Source organism: Saccharopolyspora sp. NPDC047091 (genome assembly GCF_040643635.1).
GTDB lineage: Bacteria > Actinomycetota > Actinomycetes > Mycobacteriales > Pseudonocardiaceae > Saccharopolyspora_C.
The window spans coordinates 176,419-197,979 of sequence record NZ_JBEYUS010000003.1 but is presented as its reverse complement, the minus strand read 5'-3'; the positions used below and the strand labels follow the sequence as shown (position 1 = coordinate 197,979).

Sequence of the window (21,561 nt, the reverse complement as noted above, 5' to 3'; positions counted from 1 at the left end):
CAGGCCCAGCACCGGCAGCAGCACCCCGGCCAGCAGCGGCCCGAGGACCGCGCCGAGCTCCTGCCGGGAGCCCGGGCACCGCCGATCAGCGGGGTCTCACCGCGGCGGCGCGAGCACGACCGCGGAGTTGTGCCCGCCCATCCCGATGGACGACTTCAGGGTGAGCCCGCCGTCGAACGGCGTCGGGCCGTCCAGCAGCCGCGGGTCGCCCGCCGCCTGCCGCGGTGCGGCCGGGACCAGGCCGTGCCGGTGGCCCAGCGCGGTGGCCGCGATCTCGACCGCCGACGCGGCGCCCTGGCAGTGCCCGGCCAGCGGCTTCACCGAGAAGATCTCGGTGTCCGCACCCAGCAGTTCCGCGCAGAACCGCGCCTCGGCGCGATCGCACTGCGCGGTGCCGGGACCGTGCGCGTTGAGGTAGCGGATGTCGCCGCCCGCGACCCCGGCGTTGTCCAGCGCATCCCGCACGCAGCGGTTCACCTCGGTCAGGTTCGGTTCGATCGAGGTGACGTGGTGCGCGTCGTGCGACATGGCGCCGCCGAGCAGCCGCGCGTAGGAATCCGGCAGGCCGCGGGACAGCACCATTCCGACCGAGGCCTCGCCCATGATGAAACCGCGGCTGCCTTCCTGGAACGGCCGGCACGCGTCCAGCGGATCGGCGTCGGTGATCGTGACGCCGAGCCGTTCGAAGTGCAGCACGTTCTCCGGCGTCGCCGACAGATCGGTGGCCACGAAGACCACGTCGTCGACGATCCCGGCGTCCAGCCAGGCCTTCGCGGTGAGCAGTCCCGCGTTCCCCGACGCGCACATCGCGGAGACGTTCATGGCGGGTCCGTGGAATCCGAATTCCTTCATGAACGTCGACATCGGGGTGGAAGGCATCAGCGACAGGTATTCCCGCACCGAGACCCGGCCACCGCGGGACCGGTAGAACTCCCGCCACAGGTCCACTTCACCGAGCACCACGGCGTGCAGCAGGCCCACCCGGCGCCCGGGCGTCCAGCCGCGTTCGCCGGCGTCGGTGATGGCTTCGCGGGCGGCCGAGCGCATCGCCCTGGCGAACCGGCTCGGCCCGTCGGTGGGGTCGCCGCCGTCGGGGACGCGCGCGACCCAGGCGGTGCGGTCCTGGTCGGGCCCGTACCCGTCGACGAGCGTGGCGGCGAGCTTCGAGGAGGCCAGGCCGTCCCAGAACTCGGCGCGTCCCCAGCCGTAGCCGGTGACCGCTCCGATGCCGCCGATTTCGATTTCAGCGTGCTTCGAGGTCATCTTCTTTCCCTTTCCCGTTTTCCCGATCGATCGATTTCGCGATCACCGCTGGGTCGCGGCGATGCGCGTTCGGAGCCGCCGCGAATCGCCCGCCGAGACCGGTGGCGTGAATTCCGCTCGGTCGGCGGGTGGGGGCGGATCACCGAATCGGAGATCGAGTTACGCGCGGTCACTCAGGTCGCCGCGCCTACCCACTCGATCCTCTTTAGAGTGAAGCGAGAGGCGGGCATCGGAAAACCATTCGTGTTTTTGAACTCGAATGACCACGCGAACGGGTCAGAGGTTCACTACCGACATGGCGCGATGGATCACGTGCCGTGTTCGCCGCCGATCGGGCACGGGCTTATGATCAGCGGGCTCCTCGGACGCACCCGCCACTCAGGACGGTTCACGAGCAGCGCACATGGGAAACTACGAGCATCCGGCCGCGGGCTGCGTCCCGCCGGAGAAGGGGAGGGCGCTTCGCTGTTCGAGAGCGGAACGACATGGCGTGGACGGCGGTGGAGCGGTTGCGCGGAACGTGCACAAGATCTGTCTCCTGGATGATCGATGGTTGACCCGGTGGTCTCGCACTCGAAGAACTCGGAGCTGGACCGCGAGTTCCTCGACCTGGCGCTGGCCGCCAGCGGCGCGGTCCGCTGGTCGCTGCGCCTCGACGACGACAGCCTCGCCTGGACCTCCGGCATGGGGCCCCTGCTGGGCCTGCCCGAGGCGGACGAGGAGACGCTGCGCGCCCGGCTGCGCGAACTCCTCGAACCCATCGCGCTGTCCGCCCGCACCGCCGCCGAATGGCACGACCTCGACCTCGAACAACGCCTGCCCGCGACCGACGGCGGCACCCGGTTCGTGCACTTCCACGCCCGGCGCCACCGCGAGGAGGGCGACGCGGACCGGCTCATCGGCGTCGCCGCGGACGTCACCCGCGTGCACCAGGACCGGCAGACCCTCACCGACCTCGCCGACCGGTACCGGCTGCTCGTCGAGCTGAGCCCGGACGCGATCTGCGTGCACCAGGACGGCGTGGTCCGCTACGCGAACTCGGCGACGCTGGGCATCCTCGGCACCGACAGCGTCGACCGGGTCATCGGCCGCCCCATCACCGACTTCGTCGTCTCCGACTCGGTGCCGATGATGCGGGCCAGGCTGCGGACGCTCACCTTCCCCGGCGCGCGGACCAAACCGGCCGAGGCCGCGCTGCACCGGTTCGACGGCAGCCGCGCCCCCGTCGAGGTCGTCTCGGTGCTCACCACCTGGGAAGGCCGTCCCGCGCTGCAGGTGATCCTGCGCGACATCACCGACAAGAAGTCCGCCGAGACCAGCCTGCGCTACCAGGCCGCGCTGGTGCAGCACGTCAGCAACGCCATCATCGCCACCGACCGGGAATCCCTGGTCACCAGCTGGAACCCGGCCGCCGAGGCGGTCTACGGGATCTCCGCGGAGCAGGCCATGGGCCGCCCGGTGGACGAGCTCGTCGGCGCCCGGCTGAGCCCGGCGGAGCTGCTCGCCGCAGGCGGCGTCAGCGAAGCGCTGCACCGGCGCGGCGACGGCAACGCGCTCGTCGTGCGCGTCACGGTCTCCGAGATGGACGACGGCTACGTGCTGGTGTGCGCCGACGAAACGGCCCGCCGCCGCGCCGAGCGGACCTTCGCCACCGTCATCGACGCGCTCGACGAAGGCGTGCTGGTGGTCGCCCCCACCGGGATCATCGAATCGGCCAACCCGGCGGCGCAGCGCATCCTCGGGACGCAGCCCAGCGCCCTGGTCGGGATGGACTCCGAGCGGTGGCCGATGTACGACGAGAACGGCGACCGCGTCAGCGGCGACACCAGGCCCTCCACGATCACGCTGCGGACCGGGAACCCGGTGAACTCGCAGGTGACGCTGGTGCACCGCGACGACGGGGAGAGCGTGTGGCTGGCGGTGTCCTCCCGCGCGCTGAACCCGGACGACCGGCCGCCGCACCGGGTGCTGGTGTCGTTCAGCGACATCACCGAGAGCCTCGCCGCCCGCGAACGGCTGGAGCACGAGGCCACCCACGACCCGCTGACCGGGCTCGCCAACCGCACGCTGGTGCTGCGGCACCTGGACGCGGCGGTGAACTCGCCGAACCGCGCCGAGCCGCTGGCCGTGCTGTTCATCGACCTGGACAACTTCAAGATCGTCAACGATTCGCTGGGGCACGGCGTCGGGGACGAGGTGCTGCGCAACATCGGGCAGCGGCTGGTGCGCGCCACCGGCGACCGGGAACTCGTCGGCAGGCTCGGCGGCGACGAGTTCGTCGTCGCCACCCAGGACTCGCCGGACCACGACGACCTGCGCGCCCGCGCCGACGAGCTGCTGCGCATCCTCACCGAACCGACGCACGTGGACGGCATCCGGCTGCACGTGGACGCCAGCGTCGGCATCGTCGTCTCCGCGCCCGGCGACACCCGCTCCGCGCAGGACCTGCTGCGCGACGCGGACGTGGCGATGTACCGGGCGAAGGCGCAGGGCCGCGGCCGGTACGCGTTCTTCGACGTGGAACTCCGGGAACGGGTGCAGCGGCACATGCTGCTGGAGCAGGAGCTGCGCCACGCCGTGCCGCGCGGCCAGCTGTGGGTGGCCTACCAGCCGGTGGTGGACCTGGCCTCCGAACGCATCGTCGGCGCCGAAGGGCTCCTGCGCTGGACCCACCCGGAGCACGGCACCGTCTCCCCCGGCGAATTCATCCCGCTGGCCGAGGAGAGCGACCTGATCAACGAGGTCGGCGGGTTCATGCTGCGCACCGCCACCCGCGAGTTCGCCGAGCTGCGGCGCGAGAGCGGCGCGGAACTCCAGATCAACGCGAACCTCTCCCCCCGGCAGCTCGGCGACCCGCGGCTGCACGACACGGTCCGCGCCGCGCTCGACGACGCGGGGCTGCCCGCCGGATCGCTGTGCCTGGAGGTCACCGAGAACGCGCTGATGCTGGACGCGACCTCCGCGGTGCGGATGCTGCGGGGCATGCGGAAGCTGGGCGTGTTCCTGGCGATCGACGACTTCGGCACCGGGTACTCCTCGCTGGCGCAGCTGCGGCGGCTGCCGCTGGACACCCTCAAGATCGACCGGTCCTTCGTGGCCGAGCTCAGCGATTCCGACGACGTGCAGGCGATCGTCACGAGCATCGTGGCGATGGCGCACGCGGTCGGGCTGAACGTGGTCGCCGAGGGCGTGGAGACCGCCGAGCAGCTGGACATCCTGCGGCGCATCGGGTGCGACCAGGGGCAGGGCTTCTACTTCGGGAAACCGGCGCCGTTGGCGGATTTCGCCTCGCTCCGCGGAATCGCCGCGCCCTGACCGGGTTTTCCGCCGGTTCCGCACCTCGGTCGCGCCGGTGGCGTGCGGGAACGGGCGATACCGCTGCGCGAGTTCGCGGACGGTGCGGTTCCGCCGCCCACCTCGCCTGGTGGCAGGAGCGGAAGGCGGCACGCCAAGGGTTGCGATCAGGCCGAGGCGAAACCTCGGCTCGGGAGCGGGTCGGCCCTAGCGTCGAGGGGCAGTCGGGACGCCACGCCGAGGAGGGAAACCGATGCCCCGCCCCTTGCAGTTCTCCGCGTTCGTCATGAACACGACCTCGCACATCACCCACGGCGCGTGGCGGCTGCCCGAGGCGCGGCAGACCGATTTCAACGACCTGGACCTGTGGGTGTCGCTCGCGCGGGAGCTGGAGCGGGGGAAGTTCGACTTCGTCTTCTTCGCCGACGTGGTGGGCCTGTACGGGGACCACCGCTCGTCGTGGGAGAAGTTCGTCGAGTCCGGGCTGCAGATCCCCAGCAACGACCCGTCGGTGCTCGTCTCGGCGCTCGCGCACGCCACCTCCGAACTGGGCATCGCGATCACCAGTTCGGTGCTCCAAGAGCACCCGTTCAACTTCGCCCGCAAGATGTCCACGTTGGACCACGCCTCACGCGGCCGGATCGCGTGGAACATCGTCACCAGCCTGTCGCCGAACGCGTGGCGCAACTTCGGCTACGCCGACATCACCCCGCACGAGGAGCGGTACGCGTGGGCCGACGAGTACGTGGACGTGGTCTACAAGTTGTGGGAGGGCTCCTGGGACGACGGGGCGTTGCCGCAGGACAGGGCGTCCGGGGTGCACGGCGACTTCAGCCGGATCCACAAGATCCACCACGAGGGCGCGCGGTACCGCGTCGAAGGTCCGCACCTGGTCTCGCCGTCGCCGCAGCGCACTCCCCTGCTGTTCCAAGCCGGTTCCTCCCCGGCCGGCCGCCGGTTCGCGGCCCGCAACGCCGAGGCCCAGTTCATCCAGTCGCCCAGCCCGAAGGACGCGAAGGTGCTCGTCGAGGACACCCGGCGGCTCGTGACCGAAGCCGGGCGCAAGCCGGGTGACCTGCGGTTCTTCCAGGGGTTGTCGTTCGTCATCGGCAGCACCGAAGCCGAGGCGCTGCTGCGCGCCGACGAGCTCGACGAGTACCTGGACGACGACGCGATCATCGCGCACGCCGCCGGTGGCATCGGCGTCGACCTCGGGCACTACGACCTGGACACCCCGATCGGCGACATCGAATCGGAGGGGTCCCGCAGCCACCTGCTGTGGTTGCGGGAGGCGGTGCCGGACCGGGAGCCGACGGTGCGCGATCTCGCGCGGCTGCGCACCCGCAACAGCCGCGTCGTCGGCACTCCCGAGCAGATCGCCGACCGGCTGGACGAGTGGCGGGCCGCAGGGGTCGACGGCATCAACGTCATGAACTACACGATCCCGGGCAGCTACCTGGAATTCATCGAGCACGTCACGCCGGTGCTGCAGGACCGCGGGCTGGCGCAGCGGGAGTACGCGCCCGGCACCGTCCGCCGCAAGATCACCGGCGCGGACCTGCTCGACGACCACCACCCGGCGGCCGCCCACCGGGGCGCGTTCACCTGAGCGCGGTTCCCGCATTCCCCGCCGCAGCGCGGAAAACCCTTCGACCGGTGAGGAGCCGACGTGACCACCCCAACCCCGATCGCCGCGGACCCGGTGCTGCCGGGTTCCCCCGAACTCGCCGGTCTGATCGCCGAGATCGCCGCCGGGTCGGCGGAACGCGCGGCGCAGGACCGCAACCCGCACGAACAGATCGACCTGCTGCGCCGCGCCCGGCTCGGCGCGATCACGCTGCCGGTGTCCGAAGGCGGTCCCGGCGCCTCGGTGCGGGACCTGCTGTCGGTGGTGATCGACCTGGCCGAGGCCGACCCGAACGTGGCGCACGCGCTGCGCGCGCACTTCTGGCAGGTCAACGAACTGCTGCGGGCGCTGCCGCCCGGCCCGCGCAGGCAGCACTGGCTGGACGAGGTGCGCGCCGGGAAGTTCTTCGGCAACGCCAACAGCGAACGCGGCGGGCGGGCCGCCGGAGCGTTCTCGTTCGCCACCGGTCTCACCCGCACCGCGGACGGTTTCCGGCTCAACGGGGAGAAGTTCTACTCCACCGGCACCCTGTTCGCCGACCACATCGGGGTGTCGGCGCAGCTGGACGAGAACTCGGTGGCGGCCGTGCTGGTGCCGGTGGACCGCGAGGGCGTGACCGTGCTCGACGACTGGGACGGCATCGGGCAGACCCGCACCGGAACCGGCACCACGGTCTTCGACGACGTGTCCATCGCCGAGCACGAGGTGATCGACGTGCGGGTCACCGACGGTTCACCGCGGCCGTCGAGCGACGTGGCGCAACTGCAGCTGTACCTGCAGGCGATCGTCGCGGGCATCCTGCGCAGCGTGGCCACCGATGCCGCCGCGCTGATCCGCGGCCGCACCCGCTCGTTCCAGCACGCGCCGACCGCCTCGCCCGCGGACGATCCGATCCTGCACGCGGAGGTGGGCCGGATCAGCAGCGCCGCCTACGTGGCCGAGGCCGCGGTGCTCGCCGCGGCGGACGAGATCGACGCCGCCTACCGCAGCGAACGGCTCGGAGCACCGGACCGGGAGTTGTTCACGGCGGCGTCGCTGGCCGCGTCGAAGGTGAAGGTGCACGTCGACGCCATCGCGCTGCAGGCGGCGACCGACCTGTTCGAGGTGGGCGGCGCGTCGTCGGCGAGCCGCTCCCGGAACCTGGACCGGCACTGGCGCAACATCCGCACCCTCACCCTGCACAACCCGACCGCGTACAAGGCCGCGGTGGTCGGTGACGTGACCATCAACGGCTCTCCGCTCCCCGTCAACGGCTACTTCTGATCCCACCAGGTGAACGGCCCATCAGCCCGCAAGACCGGGCGGATGGGCCGGTCACCCGCGCCGTGGTTCTCACATGGCGGAACGGAGCCGCGCCGGTGCGGTAGTTTTCGCCCGTGCCCGGCAACCCGATCGCTCCGCCTGAGGTCACTTACGTGACCGTCGCGCTCGCCTGCCGCCTGCCCCCGGTGCGGGTGCCGTGTCGCGGTTCGTCGCCGCTCCGCTGACGAATCCGCCACGGCGCCGCAGGTCCGGCGCCGTCCTCCCGCTCCCGAGGACCCCATGACCGCAGCACTGCCCGCGCTCCGACCGGTCGGCGACCCCGTCCCGCCGGTCCTCTCCCCCGGCCTGCGCCTCGCGGGCACGCCCGCCGCCGAGGTGCTGCGCGTCGCCCGGCGCGACGGGCCGGTGTTCCGCGACGTCGCCGCGGCCCGCACCGGGCTCAGCGCGCCCACGGTGCACCGGCACGTGGCGGCGCTGCTGGAGGCCGGTCTGCTGCGCGAACGCGCCGACCTCGCCCCGGCCGGCGCCGTCGGCCGACCGCGGCTGCCGTTCGAGCTGCGCCGCGAACAGCACCTCACCGCGGGAGTCCACATCGGATTCCGCACCACCACCATCACCGCGCACGACCTGCACGGCCGGGTGCTCGGCGGCATCCGGACGCGCACCGGGACCGGGGATGCCGCCGAGGTGCTGCGCGCGATCGGTGCTCGCGCGCACCGGTTCCTGGCGCGCTGGCCCGGCCGGACCCCGCTGTGGGCCGGGGTCGCGCTCGGCGGCCGCGTCGACGAGCTCGGCCGGGTCGACCACCCGCTGCTGGGCTGGCGGGCCGCCCCGGTCGGCGAGCTGATCGGCGCGCAGCTGGGGCTGCCGACCTCGGTGGCGCCGCACGTGGAATCGATGGCGGCCGCCGAGCTGTCCTTCGGCGACGCCGCCGATCCGCGCGGCAGCGCGCTGTACTGCTACGCCCGCGAGATGATCGGCGTGGCGTTGACCATCGACGGCGCCGTGCACAACCCGAGCACCGGCCCGGGCGGGCTCGGCCACCTGCCGTCCGGTCCGACCGAGCTGCTGGACCCGCGCCGCACCGGCAGGCTCTCCGATGCGGTGAGCGACACCGGGGTCGTCGAAGCGGCCCGCGCGCAGGGGCTGGAGGTGCGCACCACCGCCGCGCTCGCCGAGCTGGCCGCGGACGGTTCGGAGCGGGCGGCCGACCTGCTGCGGGAGCGCTCCCGGGTGCTGGGGCGCGCCATCGGGCACATCGCGGACGTGGTCAACCCCGATCGGATCGTGCTCGGCGGGCAGGCGTTCACCGAGCACCCGGCCGCGCTCCGGGACGTGGCGGACGCGGTGGCGGAGCACTCCGCGGTGCCGCGCGACCTGCGGCTCACCGCCGCCGGGGACGGCATCCAGCAGCAGGCGGCGGCCGCGGTGTCGCTGGACGTGCTCTACGCGGACCCGCTCGGCGCGCTGCGCCACCACGCCCGCGCGACTAGTGGGCGCGGATCAGGCCGCCGTCGCAGCGCAGCTGCGCACCGGTGATGTAGGACGCCGGAGCGCTCGCGAGGAACACCACGGCCGCCGCGTACTCCTCGGGCGTGCCGAACCGGCCCGCCGGGATGTCGGCGCGGGAGGCGTCGCGGACCGCGTCCGGGGCGACCCCGCGGCGCGCGGCCATCGCCTCGTTGATCGAGGTCAGCCGTTCGGTCTCGATCCGGCCCGGCAGCACCACGTTCACGGTGACGCCGTCGGCGGCGACCTCCGCGGCCAGCGTCTTGAGGTAGCCGGCGAGGGCGGCACGACCCACGTTGGAGGCGGCGAGCCCGTTGATGGGCTGCTGCACGCCGCTGGAGCCGATCGCGACGATCCGGCCCCAGCCGCGCTCCCGCATGCCCGGCAGCACCTGCTCGACCAGCCGGACGTGCGCGGTGAGCAGGCGGTGCACGGCCTGCTCGGCGTCCTCGGCGGTCATCTCGGCGGCGGTGCCGGGGGCGGGGCCGCCGCCGTTGAGCACCAGCACGTCCACCGGCCCGAACGCCGCGGTGGCTGCGTCGACGAGGCTGCGCGGCCCGTCCGGGTCGAGCAGGTCCACGCCGATGCCGACCGCCGACGGGAGTTCCGCCGCCAGCTCCGCGGCGAGCTCGGCCCGCCGCCCGCCGAACGCGACGTGCGCGCCTTCGCCCGCGAGCCCGCGCACGACGGCCGCGCCCAGCCCGGAGGTCGCGCCCGGCACCACCGCGACCCGCCCGCTCAACCCGAGATCCATGCGTCCTCCTCGATTCCCGCCCGCTCCGACCAGGTGAGCGGCCCGTCCGCCCACTGTGACCGGTCGAGCAAACCGCTCCGCGCGGGGGTCAGGCGTGCTGCGGGAGGAGCCGGGCGGCGTTCCCGCGATCCACGGCGGCGTGGTCGATCACCGGTGACGCGTCGAGGCGTTCGGTCATCGTGGTGGCGATGTCCGCCGGGGCGTAGGGGAAGTCGCTGCCGAACAGGATGCGCTCGGGGTCGGCGAACGCGGTCAGCCCGGGCAGCGCGTACGGCGAGGCGGACAGCGCGGTGTCGAAGTAGCAGCGGCGCAGGTCGGCCAGCAGGTCCTCGGTGCTCCGCTCGCTCCCGGCGAGCTCCAGGCAGGCGGCGATGCGTTCCGCCGCGTAGGGCAGGAATCCGCCCGCGTGCGACAGGATGATCTTCAGGTCCGGGTACCGGTGCAGCGTGCCGCTCGCGGCGAGCTTCGCGGCGGCGCGGGTGGTGTCGAGCAGGAAGTCCGCGGCGAACGGCGGGATGCCGGGCACCGGGTCGGCGGGCAGCGCCGAGGGGTGCACGAACACGACGGCGCCGCGCCTGCCGAGTTCGGCGAGCAGCGGTTCGAACGCCTCGTCGCCGAGGTAGGTGCCGCCGCTGTTGGCCAGCAGCACGACCCCGTCGGCACCGAGTTCGTCCAGCGCGTGCTCGGCTTCCGCGAGCGCCCCGTCCACGTCGGGCAGCGTGAGCGTCGCCCAGAACCCGAACCGGCCGGGGTGGTCGCGGACGAGCTCGGCGCAGTGCTCGTTGAGGGCGCGCGCCATGTCGCGCCCTTCCTGCCCGGGCCACGGTTCGACGCCGGGGGTGGTGACGGACAGGATCGCGGTGCGGATCTCGTTGCGGTCCATCAGGTCCAGCGAGGCCTGCGGGCTCCAGTCCGGCAGGTGCCTGCCGCCTGCGGCATCGGAGCCGACGCGCTGCAGGGCTTCCCGGTAGACGGGCGGCACGACGTGGTGGTGGACGTCGATGCGTTGTGCCGGGGACATGACCGCCTCCTATTACTTAGCTTGCTAACCAATGACTACGCTAGCACCCATGAGCGGACCCGACCAGGAACCGGAACCCGACCTCGGCGAACCCGGGGCCGACGAACCCGACCTCAGCGAACCCGGCCTCGACGATCCCGGGATGGACGAGCTGGCGCAGGCCGCCGACGCGCTGTTCCTCGCGATGCGCCGGGCCAGGGCCGCGCACGCCGCGGGCGTCGAAGGGCTGTCGCTGGCGCAGCTCGCGCTGGTGCTGCCGCTGGCGTCCGGCGCCGAACTGCCGGTCAGCGACCTGGCCGCGGCCGCGGGCGTCACGCTGCCCACCGCGACCCGGATGCTGAACCAGCTGGAGGGCAAGCGGCTGGTGGCGCGACGGCGCAGCCCCGAGGACGAGCGCCGGGTGCTGATCAGCCTGACCGAGCGCGGCACCGCGGCGCTGCACCGGTTGCGCGCGCAGCGCCGCCGCGAACAGGCCCGCGGCTACGCCGCCTTCACCCCCGAGGAGCGGCTGCACCTGGCGGCACAGCTGGAACGCCTCACCGACATCATCAACTCCGGTTATCGCGAGCACGTCGACTGATCCGGTGGACCCGGACCCGCCCCGGCGGCGATGATCAGGCCCACCGGCGACATCGGGGAGGAACCACCGTGTCCGAGGAGACCGCGCAGGCCGGGTTCGGCCGCGACCGCCAGTCCGCGATCTACGGCGCGGGCGTGACCGGCCGCAGGCCGCGGATACCCACCGATTTCCGGGAACTGGAGCGGAAGGCGCGGCGCCGGAGCTCCCGCCGCGGCTGGGCCTACGTGGCGGGCGGCGCCGGAGCCGAGGCGACGATGCGGGCCAACCGCGCGGCGTTCGACCGCCGGACGATCGTGCCGCGCGTGCTGCGCGACGTGTCCCGCCGGGACCTCGGCGTCGAGCTGTTCGGCCGCCGCATCCCGGCACCGGTGCTGTTCGCGCCCGTCGGCGCGGCCGAACTGCTCCACCCCGAAGCGGACCTGGCGGTGGCGCGGGCCGCCGCCGAGCTCGGGTTGCCGTACGTGTTCTCCAGCCAGGCCTGCGTGCCGATGGAGGACTGCGCGGCCGCGATGGGCGACTCGCCGCGCTGGTTCCAGCTGTACTGGAGCACGGACGAGGACCTGGTGGACAGCCTGCTCGCCCGCGCCGAGCGCAGCGGCGCGGAAGCCGTGGTGGTCACGCTCGACACGACCTTGCTGGGCTGGCGCCCGCGGGACCTGAACCTGGGTTCGCTGCCGTTCGCGCGCGGCGAGGGCATCGCGCAGTACACCTCGGACCCGCGGTTCCGGGAGCTGGTGCGGGAGCGGATCGCGCGGGGCTCCGGCGGCGAGGACGTGCGCGTCACGGTCGCCGCGGTGCGCGCGCTGCTGTCGATGAGCCGCCGCTTTCCCGGGCCGCTGCTGCGGAACCTGCGTTCGCCGGAACCGCGGGAGGCCGTGCGCACCTTCCTGGACACCTACTCGCGGCCATCGTTGAGCTGGGCGGACCTGGCATCGCTGCGGGAGCGCACGACGCTGCCGATCCTGCTCAAGGGCGTGCTGCACCCCGACGACGCCCGCCGCGCCGTGGACGCGGGCGTGGACGGCGTCGTCGTGTCGAACCACGGCGGCCGCCAGGTCGACGGCTCCATCGCCGCGTTGGACGCGCTGGCGGAGATCGCGCCGCTCGTCGGCGCGGAGCTGACCGTGCTGTTCGACAGCGGCATCTGCTCCGGCGCCGACGTGGTCAAGGCGCTGGCGCTGGGCGCGGACGCGGTCTGCGTCGGCCGCCCCTACCTGTACGGGCTGGCGCTGGCGGGTGCGGCGGGGGCGCGCGACGCGGTGGCCGACATCGTCGCCGAGCTGGACCTCACCGTGGGGCTCACCGGGCACACCTGCCCCGCCGAGCTCACCCCGGACGTCCTCCGCGGCTGAGCGGGGAACCACCCGCGCACGACCGGTTCCGCACCAGGTGGACGACCAGCGCAGCGACACCGGAGTGCCGCGCCCCCGGTCGGCCGCACCTTCACCACCGGCCGGGAGGCCCGTCGCCCGCACCACTGAGAGCCTCCGCAGCGGACCTCGCGGGCCGGCGGAACCGGCAGGCGGACGACGTGAACACCTGATCGTCGTCCGGCGTGGCACCTCACGAGGTCGGCTCCACGACCGCCGCCGCGACACGATCAGCGCCCTGCCGGCGCGCGAGGAGACCGGAGGCGGTCACTTGCGCGGTGCGGCGGACCAGGTCGGTGAAGTCCAGGCGCATGGCGGCGAGCTCGGGATCGGAGGCGTAAGCGGCCAGCATCTCCGGGGAGGGCCGGCTGCACTGCCAGGCGGTCATGGCCATCAGCAGGGTGGTCTCGACCAGCGAGGCCGCCTCGGCCTCGGACAGGTCGGGGAGGTGCCGCCGGACGAGCTCGACCAGAGCCTGGAGCGACTGCCGGGCTCGGCGCTTGTGCCGGATGCCGACGTCGGTGGAGATGTTCTGCTCCAGCACCGCGCCCTGCGCGCTGAGCAGGTCGCACAGCACCGGCCGGTTCGCCATCGAGGTGGCCCACAGGTCGGCCAGGTGGTCCCCGCGCTCTCGCGGCGTCCCCCGGCCGAGGCGGGGCGCCTGCTCCAGTTCGGCGATCCACTCCGCGATCTCCGCGTCGAGCAGGTCGAGCAGGACGTCCTCGCGGGATTCGAAGTAGCGCAGGACGTTCGCCTTGGCCAGGCCGGCCCGGCGGCTCAGCTCGTTCAGGCTCAGCTTGGCGACCGGCACCTCCGCGAGCATCGCGGCCGCGGCGTCGCGGATCTGCCGTCGCCGCTGGGTTCGCTGCTCTTCGGTCCGGGCGCGCTGGAAGGACATGCCGCCCATGTTACAGACCGGCGGTACTTTGCTTAGCGACCGCCGGTCCTTTACGCTGGACGAAGACAAGAGACCGACGGTACTTAAAGGGGTCCACGATGTACCAGGTTCCCGACCAGCGCGGAAGGCTCGCCGTGGTCACCGGCGCCAACAGCGGCACCGGCAAGGAGGCGGCCCAGCGCCTCGCAGGCGCCGGAGCAGAGGTCGTCCTCGCCGTGCGCACCCCGGACAAGGGCGAGCAGGCGAAGGCCGAGATCCGCGCCGCGCACCCCGGCACCCACGTGCAGGTCCGCCGCCTCGACCTGGCGGACCTGTCCTCGGTGCGCGATTTCGCCGACGGCCTCATCGCCGAGGGGAAGCCGCTGGACCTGCTGCTCAACAACGCCGGAGTCATGAACGTGCCTCGGCGCACCGAGACCGCCGACGGCTTCGAACTACAGCTGGGCAGCAACTTCCTCGGGCCGTTCGCCCTCACCAACCGGCTGCTGCCGTTGCTGCTCACCGCCCCCGCGCCGCGGGTGGCCACGATGAGCAGCGGCACCGCCAACCGGGCGCGCATCGACTTCGACGACCTGCAGTCCAGCCGCTCCTACAGCCCGACCCGGGCCTACGCGCAGTCCAAGCTCGCCGACATGCTGATGGCGGTGCATCTCGCCGAGCTCGCGGCCCGGCGCGGCTGGCCCGTGCTGTCGGTCGGCGCGCACCCCGGCGCCACCCGCACCAACCTGATGACCTCCGGGCCCACCCTCAACGGCAAGCCCGGCCTGCTGGAATCGATCCTGTACAAGATCGTGCCTGCGCAGGGACCCGAGCAGGGGGCGGAACCCCTGCTGTTCGCGGCGACGAGCCCCGCCGTCACCGCAGGTGACTACTACGGCCCGCGATGGGGCCTGGTCGGACCGACGAAGCAGGTCGAACTTCCCCGGCCGGGCCGGGACGAACGCGTCGCGGCCCGCCTGTGGGCCGAGGCCGAACGCCTCACCGGAGTCTCCGCCCCCGCATGAGGATCGCGGGAGGCGACGCCCCGCGGAGCCGCCGGAACGCCGCGCGTCCGCTGTCAGGAGGCACCGCACCCGGAGCGCAGCGAGTCGGCGATCTTCTCGCCGACGAGGACGGCGCTCAGATGCGGGTTGGCGCGCGGCAGCCACGGGAACACGCTCGCATCGGCGACTCGCAGGCCGTCCACCCCGAGCACCCGGCCGTGCGGGTCGACGACGGTGTCCGGCCGGTCCGGGTCGCCCATCCGGCAGGTGCCCGCGGCGTGCGCGGTGTCGGAGACGTTGGCGAGCGCGAACTCGGCGAATTCCCGGTCGTTCAGGGCGGTCGCGGGATCGAGCATGCCCGCGCCGAGCCCCATCGCGGCGCTGATCTTCCGCAGTTCCGGTTGTGCCGCGAAGGCGCGCAGCTCGTCCACGACCACGCGCAGCCGCCGCAGGTCCCGCTCGTCGGAGAGCAGGTCGAACGCCACGTCCGGGTCCGCGGTCGGATCGGTGCCGGTGATCCGGACTCGCCCGGTCGAGTTGACCCGGTTGTTCCAGCCGAGGAGGCCCGCGACGGGGATGCCGACGCCGAGCGCGCCCGGCGCGGCGAGCATCCCGTCGTTGCGCTCGTCGTCGACGCCGGTGCTGAACCGCAGGCACAGCTGCCCGCGTTCGGGCAGGCCGCCGAAGTCCGGCGGTTCGTGCAGCGCGAGCGCCAGCAGGATCGACGGGTGGTCCTGCAACCCGTGCCCCACCGGCAGGTCCGCGACCGGCGCGATGCCGAGTTCGCGCAGCTCGGCGGCGGGCCCGATGCCGGAGCGTTGCAGGATCGCCGGGCTGTGCACGGCACCGGCGGCGAGCACGACGTCGGCGGCGCGGTACTCGACGGGCTCGCCGTCGATGATCGCCCGCACCCCGATGGCCCGGTTCCCGTCGAACCGGATGCGGTCGACGAGCGCGCCGCCGATGACGTGCAGCTCGGCCCGGTCCCGGTTCGGTTCGAGGTAACCGTCGTTGGTGGAGACGCGCCGCTCGCCGATCGCGTTGTAGGCGTAGGGCGACACCCCGGTCGAGCCGGGCGCGTTGTGGTCCGGCGCCCACGGGTGCCCGCGCCGGTCCGCGATCAGGTCCACGGCGGCTTCGACGGTGGCGAAGTCCTCCCGCCGCGGCCGCCGCACCGGGATGGGCCCACCGGAGCCGTGGTACGGCCGGTCGGCGAAGTCGTGGTCGTCCTCCAACCGGTTCAGCAGCGGCAGCACGTCCTGGTGGCCCCAGCCGGTGCAGCCCTGCGCGGCCCAGCCGTCGAGGTCCTCGACGGTCGGCCGGATCGCGAACAGCCCGTTGATCGCGGAACTGCCGCCGACGCCACGGCCCCGCACGTAGCGCGCCGGTTCCTGCGCGGCGGACCTGGTGGCGCGCAGCGCGGGGAAGGTGTGGGTGGCGGCCAGCTGCTCGACCAGCTTGGTCTTGCCGGGTTCGATGCCGCGGATCTCGGGCGGCGTCTCGGCGGAGCGGTAATCGGGGCCCGCTTCGAGGAGCAGCACCCGCCTGCCGTCGTCCTCGGCGAGCCTCGCGGCCACCGCCGCCCCCGCGGACCCTGCTCCGATGATGATCGCGTCGTACATCGCCCCTCCTCGACTGGCCGGCCGCGAACGTGCGCACGGCCGGTTCGATCTCCCCGGGCTACAGGAGAAACCATGCCGTCAGGTCATCCTCAACACGATGTGCTCCAGGTCACTCCGTTTCACTCGAATCGCAGGTGAACGGCGCACGGACACACTCCATTCGGACGAACGGGACGGCCGGAGAGCCTGCCGGGCGCGCGCGGGCGCCGGCTCCCCCGACGAACTCCCCGCTCCGCAAAGGTCGGACCAAATCGTTGACAGGGTTTCCCGGCGCGCTTAGCGTATCCGGCATTGGTCCTACCAAAGGAGGTGTCCAGTGGGTGTCGATCTCTCGTTCCTGGTGCGCAGCCTGGCCGAGCAGGCCACGCCGGAACCGGGCACCGGCCTGCTCCGGCTGCCGACCGAACGGGACCTGGTCGCGTCGCTGGACATCAGCCGGGGCGCGCTGCGCGAGCAGCTGTCGATGCTGGAGATGCTGGGCTTCCTGACCCGCACCCAGGGCCGCGGCTCCTACCTGGGCGTGCCGGACGCCGGGTTCATCCAGCTGTACTTCGACCTGTCGAACGAGCTCGGCCAGCTCGGCGGCGGCCAGTTCCGCTCGGCCCGCGAAATGCTGGAGATCAGCATGTCCGAGGCCGCGGCCCGGCTGGCGACCGCCGACGACGTCGAAGTGCTGCGCGGCCTGGTCGACGAGATGGTGCGCGCCAGCGCGGCGGGCGAGGACGACCGCGCGCTGGAAGCGGACCTGGACTTCCACCGCCGCCTGTTCACCATCGTCGACAACCCCATCTTCACCCTGCTGCACGACGGGCTGGGCCACGTGCTGCGCGACGAGGTGGTGGACCGCCGCCGCGCCGCCGTCGAACGCGCTCCCCTGGCGCCGGGCGAGGACCGGATCATCGACACCGTCCACTACGGGATCGTCGACGCCGTGGCGGACCGCGACGGCGAGGCCGCGCGGGCCGCGATGCGCCACCACTTCGAGGTGTGGTCCTCGCTGACCGGCGAAGGCTGACCCGCACCCAGCACCACCCACCCACCAGCGCCCGACGTCCGGGCGCCGGTGCGCGCTGCCCGCTTCCGGGCCCGAGCAGGAGGTTTCACATGAGCGAACCCGACGTCGTGTTCGTGGGGATCGGCGCCATCGGCAGGCACATGGCGAGCAGGCTGGTCGCTGCGGGCCGCGCGACGATCGCCGTCGATCCGGGCCCGTCCGCGCGGGAATGGGCTGCGGCGCAAGGGATTTCGGCGGTCGCGTCGATCGCAGCGGCGCCGCGCGCCGAGCTCGTCGTGGTGATGGTCGCGACCCCGGACCAGCTGGCCGCGCTCGTCGACGAGGCGTTGCGCCGCAACGACCTCGACGGGCAGCGCTGGATCGTGATGAGCACCGTCGGCCCGGATGCCGTGCGGGAGCAGGGATCGCGGCTCGTCGCGGCCGGCGCGCTAGTGCTGGACGTGCCGGTCACCGGCGGGGTGGCGCGGGCGCGCACCGGTGAGCTGACGCTGTTCGCGGCCGGGAACCCGGCGACCATCGCCGCCGCCCGCCCGGTGCTGGAGTCCTTCGGCGCGATCCGCGAGGTCGGCGAGCGCATCGGCGACGGCCAGGCGATCAAGGTGGTGAACCAGCACCTGTGCTCGGTGCACATCGTCGCCGCCGCCGAAGCCCTGTCGCTGGCCGGAGAACTGGGCCTGGACCGCGAGCAGGTGCTGTCGCTGGTCGAGTCCGGCGCGGCCGGGTCGTGGATGCTCTCCGATCGCGGGCCGCGCATGTTGCAGGGCACCGACGTGGAGGTGACCAGCACCGTCGGCATCTTCGTCAAGGACAGCAACCTCGTCGCCGATGCCGCCCGGCAGGCCGGGGCGGACACGCCGCTGCTGGACCTGGCGCGGGAGCGCTACGAGCGCGCCGCCGACGCCGGGCTGGGCGCGCGCGACGACTCGCGGGTGATCGAGACCTACCCCGCGCCCTGACCCGATTCCCCCGCACCACGCGGAAATCCCTGCGTCCCCTGCGGTCGCTGCAAAGGAGCAGACCATGTCCGCTGCGCCCACCACCGGACCACCGCGCGACAACCCGGCGAAGGTGTCGGTCGCGTCGATGATCGGTACCGCGGTCGAGAGCTACGACTTCTTCATCTACGGCACCGCGTCGGCCGCCTACTTCGGCTCGGTGTTCTTCCACACCGGCAACGAGCTCCTCGGGGTGCTCGCCTCGTTCGCCACGCTCGCCGTCGGATTCTTCTTCCGCCCGCTGGGCGGCTACCTCGCCGGGCACTACGGGGACCGGCTGGGCCGCAAGACGGTGCTCATGTGGTCGCTGGCGATCATGGGCCTGGGCACGGTGCTGATCGGGGTGCTGCCGACGTTCGCCCAGGTCGGGGCGCTGGCTCCGGTACTGCTGATCCTGCTGCGGATCGTGCAAGGCATCGGGTTCGGCGCCGAGTGGGGCGGCGCGGTGCTCATGTCCGTGGAGCACGCGCCGGAGCGCAGGCGCGGGTTCTTCGGCGCGGTGCCGCAGATCGGCATCCCGGCGGGGCTGCTGCTGGCGAACGGCGCGTTCCTCGCCTCGGAGGCCGTGTTCGACGGCGACTGGGTGTGGCGGGTGCCGTTCCTGGTGTCGATCGTGATGGTCGGCGCGGGCATGTTCATCCGGATGAAGATCTCCGAGTCCCCCGACTTCACCGCCATGAAGGACCGCGGCGAGATCCACAAGACCCCGGCCCTGGAGGTGCTGCGCCGCGACTGGCGGGTGATCCTCAAGATCGTGGCGCTGCGGCTGGCCGAGACCGGCGGCTACTACATCACCACCAGCTTCATGCTCTCGTACGTCGTGCTGGCCGGGCTGGCGGACAAGCAGCACGTGCTGGTCGGCACCATCGTCGGGTCGGCGCTGGGACTGCTCAGCCACCTGCTGTTCGGCGCGCTGTCGGACCGGATCGGGCGGAAACCGGTGTTCCTGCTCGGATCGGTGTTCACCATCGCCTTCGGCATCCCGATGTTCCTGTTGGTGAACACGGGCGCGGGCATCGCCGTGGTGGTGGCGGTGTCGCTGGGACTGCTGCTGAGCCACGACCCGATCTTCGCGGTGGAGTCGTCCTGGTTCTCCGAGCAGTTCCCGCGGGACGTGCGCTCGTCCGGGATCTCGTTGGGCTACAACGGCGCCTCGATGGTCGCGGGCCTGCTGCCGTTCCTGGCGACCGCGTTGTACGGCGTCGCGGGCTGGCTCGGTGCGGCGCTGCTGTTCGTGCTGCTGGGCATCGTCTCGACCGCCGTCGCCGCGGTCACCCCGGAAACCGCTCCCGCGACACTGCCGGACACCGATCCGGCCCCCGGAAAGGAAGTGAGGACCGCATGACCGCATTGAGCGAGTCGCGCCCGGCGGAGCTCGCCGCGCGCGCGGATCGGGTGCGCGCGGCCGCGCACCGGATGCGCCACCACATGCTGAACATGGGCGAGGTGCAGGGCCAGGGCTACGTGGGCCAGGCGCTGGGCGTCGCCGACGTGCTCGCCGTGTCCTACGTGGACCAGCTGCGGCTGCGCCCGTCGGACCCGCACTGGGCGCAGCGGGACCGGTTCCTGCTGTCCACCGGCCATTACGCCATCGCGCTGTACGCGGCGCTCGCGGAGGCCAGGACCGTTCCGGTGGCGGAACTGGAGACCTACGGCTCGGACGGGTCGCGGCTGCCGATGTCCGGCATGGCCTCCTACACGCCAGGCATGGAGATCTCCGGTGGTTCGCTGGGCCACGGCCTGGCGGTCGCGGTGGGCATGGCGCTGGGGCTGCGGCTGCGCGGCGAATCCCCGCGGGTGTTCAACTTCCTCTCCGACGGCGAGCTCGACGAGGGTTCCACCTGGGAGGCCGCGATGGGCGCCAAGCACCACCGGCTGGGGAACCTGACCGCGATCGTGGACATGAACGCGCTGCAGGCCGACGGGAAGACCGAATCGGTGCTCAGCATCGAACCGGCCGAGGAGAAGTGGGCGGCCTGCGGCTGGTTCACCCAGCGCGTCGACGGCAACGACGTGGCGGCGCTGCTGGCCGCGTTCGACGCGGCCGCCGAGCAGGCCGGTCCGGAGGGCACCCCGTCGGTGATCCTCTGCGACACGCAGATCGGCCGCGGCGTCCCGCTGCTGGAATCCCGCGAGAAGGCCCACTTCATGCGGATCGACGAGCACGAGTGGCAGCTGTGCCGCGACCAGCTCACCGCCGGTTTCGAAGGAGCGAGCGCATGAGCACCCCCACCACGAAGCGCCTCACCACCTCGGCGATGATCGCCTCGTTCGCCGACCCGGGGCAGCGGACCGCACCCGCCCCGTTCGGGCACGCGCTGGCCGCGCTCGCCGAGCAGGACCGGCGGATCGTCGGCCTCACCGCCGACCTCGGCAAGTACACCGACATGCACGTGTTCGCCGAAGCCCACCCGGACCGGTTCTTCCAGATGGGCATGGCCGAGCAGCTCCTGTTCGGCGCCGCGGCGGGCATGGCCGAAGTCGGGCTGGTGCCGTTCGCCTCCACCTACAGCGTGTTCGCGGCGCGCCGGGCCTACGACTTCCTGTGCCTGGACATCGCCGAACCGAACCTGAACGTCAACATCATCGGCGGCTTGCCCGGGCTCACCACGGGATACGGCCCGAGCCACCAGGCGACCGAGGACATCGCCATCTTCCGGGGCATGCCGAGCCTGACCATCGTGGACCCCTGCGACTCGGTGGACATCGAGCAGGCGGTGCCGCAGCTCGCGGCCTCGGACGGGCCCACGTACCTGCGGCTGCTGCGCGGGAAGGTGCCGACGGTCCTCGACGAGTACGACTACGAGTTCCGGCTCGGCAAGGCTTCGGTGCTGCGCGGCGGCAACGACGTCGTGTTCGTCTCCAGCGGCCTGATGACGATGCGCGCGTTGCAGGCCGCGCAGGACCTCGCCGAGCACGGCGTCGACGTGTCGGTCGTGCACAGCCCCACCATCAAGCCGTTCGACTCGGAGACGGTGCTCGCCGAGCTCGGCGGCGGCAGGCTCGTGGTCACCCTGGAGAACCACACCGTCGTCGGCGGCCTCTTCGAGACCCTCGCCGCGGAACTGGCCAAGGGCGGCGTGCAAGAGCGCGTCGTCCCCATCGCCCTCCCCGACGAATTCCTCGACGCGGGAGCCCTCCCCACCCTCCACGAACGCTACGGCCTCGCCCGCACGACCATCGTCGCCAAGGTCCTCGCCGAGCTCGGGTGAGTCGCGCCCCGCTGAGCTTCGAACGCCCGGCCGGTGCGGCCCGGCCGGGCGTCGGGTGAGCGGTGTGAGCGAGCCGGGCCACGCGCACCGCCCCCGCGTGCCTCCATTCGAGTGTGGATCTTCGATTTCGGCGCGGGAGCGGGACTTTTCGCTGA

The 21,561-nt window shown here is 72.7% G+C and carries 17 protein-coding genes; 12 read left to right on the top strand and 5 right to left on the bottom strand.

What is annotated here, in order from left to right; all coding sequences use genetic code 11:
• Window positions 1-96: 96 nt before the first annotated feature.
• Complete coding sequence (locus tag ABZ805_RS03195; RefSeq protein WP_358433514.1) at window positions 97-1,263, bottom strand: beta-ketoacyl synthase N-terminal-like domain-containing protein; 1,167 nt, start codon at window positions 1,261-1,263, stop codon at window positions 97-99.
• A 549-nt stretch (window positions 1,264-1,812) separates the two neighbouring features.
• Here ABZ805_RS03195 and ABZ805_RS03190 point away from each other — a divergent pair.
• From ABZ805_RS03190 to ABZ805_RS03175, 4 genes are all read left to right on the top strand, one after another.
• On the top strand, window positions 1,813-4,578 hold the full coding sequence (locus ABZ805_RS03190; protein ID WP_358433511.1) for an EAL domain-containing protein: 2,766 nt from the start codon (window positions 1,813-1,815) through the stop codon (window positions 4,576-4,578).
• Window positions 4,579-4,810: 232 nt separating this feature from the next.
• Window positions 4,811-6,166 (top strand): LLM class flavin-dependent oxidoreductase, encoded by a 1,356-nt coding sequence (locus ABZ805_RS03185; RefSeq protein ID WP_358433508.1) that lies wholly within the window; start codon window positions 4,811-4,813, stop codon window positions 6,164-6,166.
• Between the two features lie 60 nt (window positions 6,167-6,226).
• Window positions 6,227-7,447, top strand: a complete 1,221-nt coding sequence (locus ABZ805_RS03180; protein WP_358433505.1) for an acyl-CoA dehydrogenase family protein — start codon at window positions 6,227-6,229, stop codon at window positions 7,445-7,447.
• A 279-nt stretch (window positions 7,448-7,726) separates the two neighbouring features.
• The gene (locus ABZ805_RS03175; RefSeq protein ID WP_358433502.1) at window positions 7,727-8,986 is read left to right on the top strand and encodes an ROK family transcriptional regulator; all 1,260 of its coding nucleotides are present in this window, start codon (window positions 7,727-7,729) and stop codon (window positions 8,984-8,986) included.
• On the opposite strand, the gene ABZ805_RS03170 is transcribed toward ABZ805_RS03175, so the two are convergent.
• Together ABZ805_RS03170 and ABZ805_RS03165 are read right to left on the bottom strand one after the other, a co-directional pair.
• Window positions 8,937-9,710 carry an SDR family oxidoreductase gene (locus ABZ805_RS03170; protein ID WP_358433500.1) on the bottom strand — a complete coding sequence of 258 codons (774 nt, stop codon included), beginning with the start codon at window positions 9,708-9,710 and terminating at the stop codon, window positions 8,937-8,939. The two genes, ABZ805_RS03175 and ABZ805_RS03170, sit on opposite strands and share 50 nt — an antisense overlap.
• Before the next feature lie 88 nt (window positions 9,711-9,798).
• A complete protein-coding gene (locus tag ABZ805_RS03165; protein WP_358433497.1) occupies window positions 9,799-10,731 on the bottom strand; it encodes an amidohydrolase family protein in 933 nt (310 codons plus the stop codon).
• A gap of 49 nt (window positions 10,732-10,780) precedes the next feature.
• On the opposite strand from ABZ805_RS03165, the gene ABZ805_RS03160 reads away from it, so the two are divergent.
• A complete protein-coding gene (locus tag ABZ805_RS03160) occupies window positions 10,781-11,311 on the top strand; it encodes a MarR family transcriptional regulator (RefSeq protein WP_358433494.1) in 531 nt (176 codons plus the stop codon).
• A gap of 68 nt (window positions 11,312-11,379) precedes the next feature.
• Complete coding sequence (locus ABZ805_RS03155; RefSeq protein ID WP_358433492.1) at window positions 11,380-12,663, top strand: alpha-hydroxy-acid oxidizing protein; 1,284 nt, start codon at window positions 11,380-11,382, stop codon at window positions 12,661-12,663.
• Window positions 12,664-12,874: 211 nt separating this feature from the next.
• Here the strand turns inward: ABZ805_RS03155 and ABZ805_RS03150 are convergent, their stop codons facing one another.
• Window positions 12,875-13,579 carry a TetR family transcriptional regulator gene (locus ABZ805_RS03150; protein ID WP_358433489.1) on the bottom strand — a complete coding sequence of 235 codons (705 nt, stop codon included), beginning with the start codon at window positions 13,577-13,579 and terminating at the stop codon, window positions 12,875-12,877.
• A gap of 98 nt (window positions 13,580-13,677) precedes the next feature.
• Here ABZ805_RS03150 and ABZ805_RS03145 point away from each other — a divergent pair, with 98 nt between their 5' ends.
• Window positions 13,678-14,583: an SDR family oxidoreductase gene (locus tag ABZ805_RS03145; RefSeq protein WP_358433486.1), complete on the top strand. Its 906-nt coding sequence runs from the start codon at window positions 13,678-13,680 to the stop codon at window positions 14,581-14,583.
• Window positions 14,584-14,636: 53 nt separating this feature from the next.
• Here the strand turns inward: ABZ805_RS03145 and ABZ805_RS03140 are convergent, their stop codons facing one another.
• Window positions 14,637-16,184 (bottom strand): GMC family oxidoreductase N-terminal domain-containing protein, encoded by a 1,548-nt coding sequence (locus tag ABZ805_RS03140; protein ID WP_358433483.1) that lies wholly within the window; start codon window positions 16,182-16,184, stop codon window positions 14,637-14,639.
• Between the two features lie 316 nt (window positions 16,185-16,500).
• Here ABZ805_RS03140 and ABZ805_RS03135 point away from each other — a divergent pair, with 316 nt between their 5' ends.
• The 5 genes from ABZ805_RS03135 to ABZ805_RS03115 all read left to right on the top strand — a co-directional run bounded on the left by ABZ805_RS03135 (window position 16,501) and on the right by ABZ805_RS03115 (window position 21,406).
• Complete coding sequence (locus ABZ805_RS03135; RefSeq protein ID WP_358433481.1) at window positions 16,501-17,199, top strand: FCD domain-containing protein; 699 nt, start codon at window positions 16,501-16,503, stop codon at window positions 17,197-17,199.
• Between the two features lie 89 nt (window positions 17,200-17,288).
• Window positions 17,289-18,155, top strand: a complete 867-nt coding sequence (locus ABZ805_RS03130; protein ID WP_358433478.1) for an NAD(P)-dependent oxidoreductase — start codon at window positions 17,289-17,291, stop codon at window positions 18,153-18,155.
• Between the two features lie 64 nt (window positions 18,156-18,219).
• The gene (locus ABZ805_RS03125) at window positions 18,220-19,539 is read left to right on the top strand and encodes an MFS transporter (protein ID WP_358433475.1); all 1,320 of its coding nucleotides are present in this window, start codon (window positions 18,220-18,222) and stop codon (window positions 19,537-19,539) included.
• The gene (locus ABZ805_RS03120) at window positions 19,536-20,417 is read left to right on the top strand and encodes a transketolase (protein ID WP_358433472.1); all 882 of its coding nucleotides are present in this window, start codon (window positions 19,536-19,538) and stop codon (window positions 20,415-20,417) included. The genes ABZ805_RS03125 and ABZ805_RS03120 overlap by 4 nt, the downstream gene beginning before the upstream one ends.
• Entirely contained in the window at window positions 20,414-21,406 is a 993-nt protein-coding gene (locus ABZ805_RS03115; RefSeq protein ID WP_358433469.1) for a transketolase C-terminal domain-containing protein, read from the top strand. The genes ABZ805_RS03120 and ABZ805_RS03115 overlap by 4 nt, the downstream gene beginning before the upstream one ends.
• Window positions 21,407-21,561 lie beyond the last annotated feature (155 nt).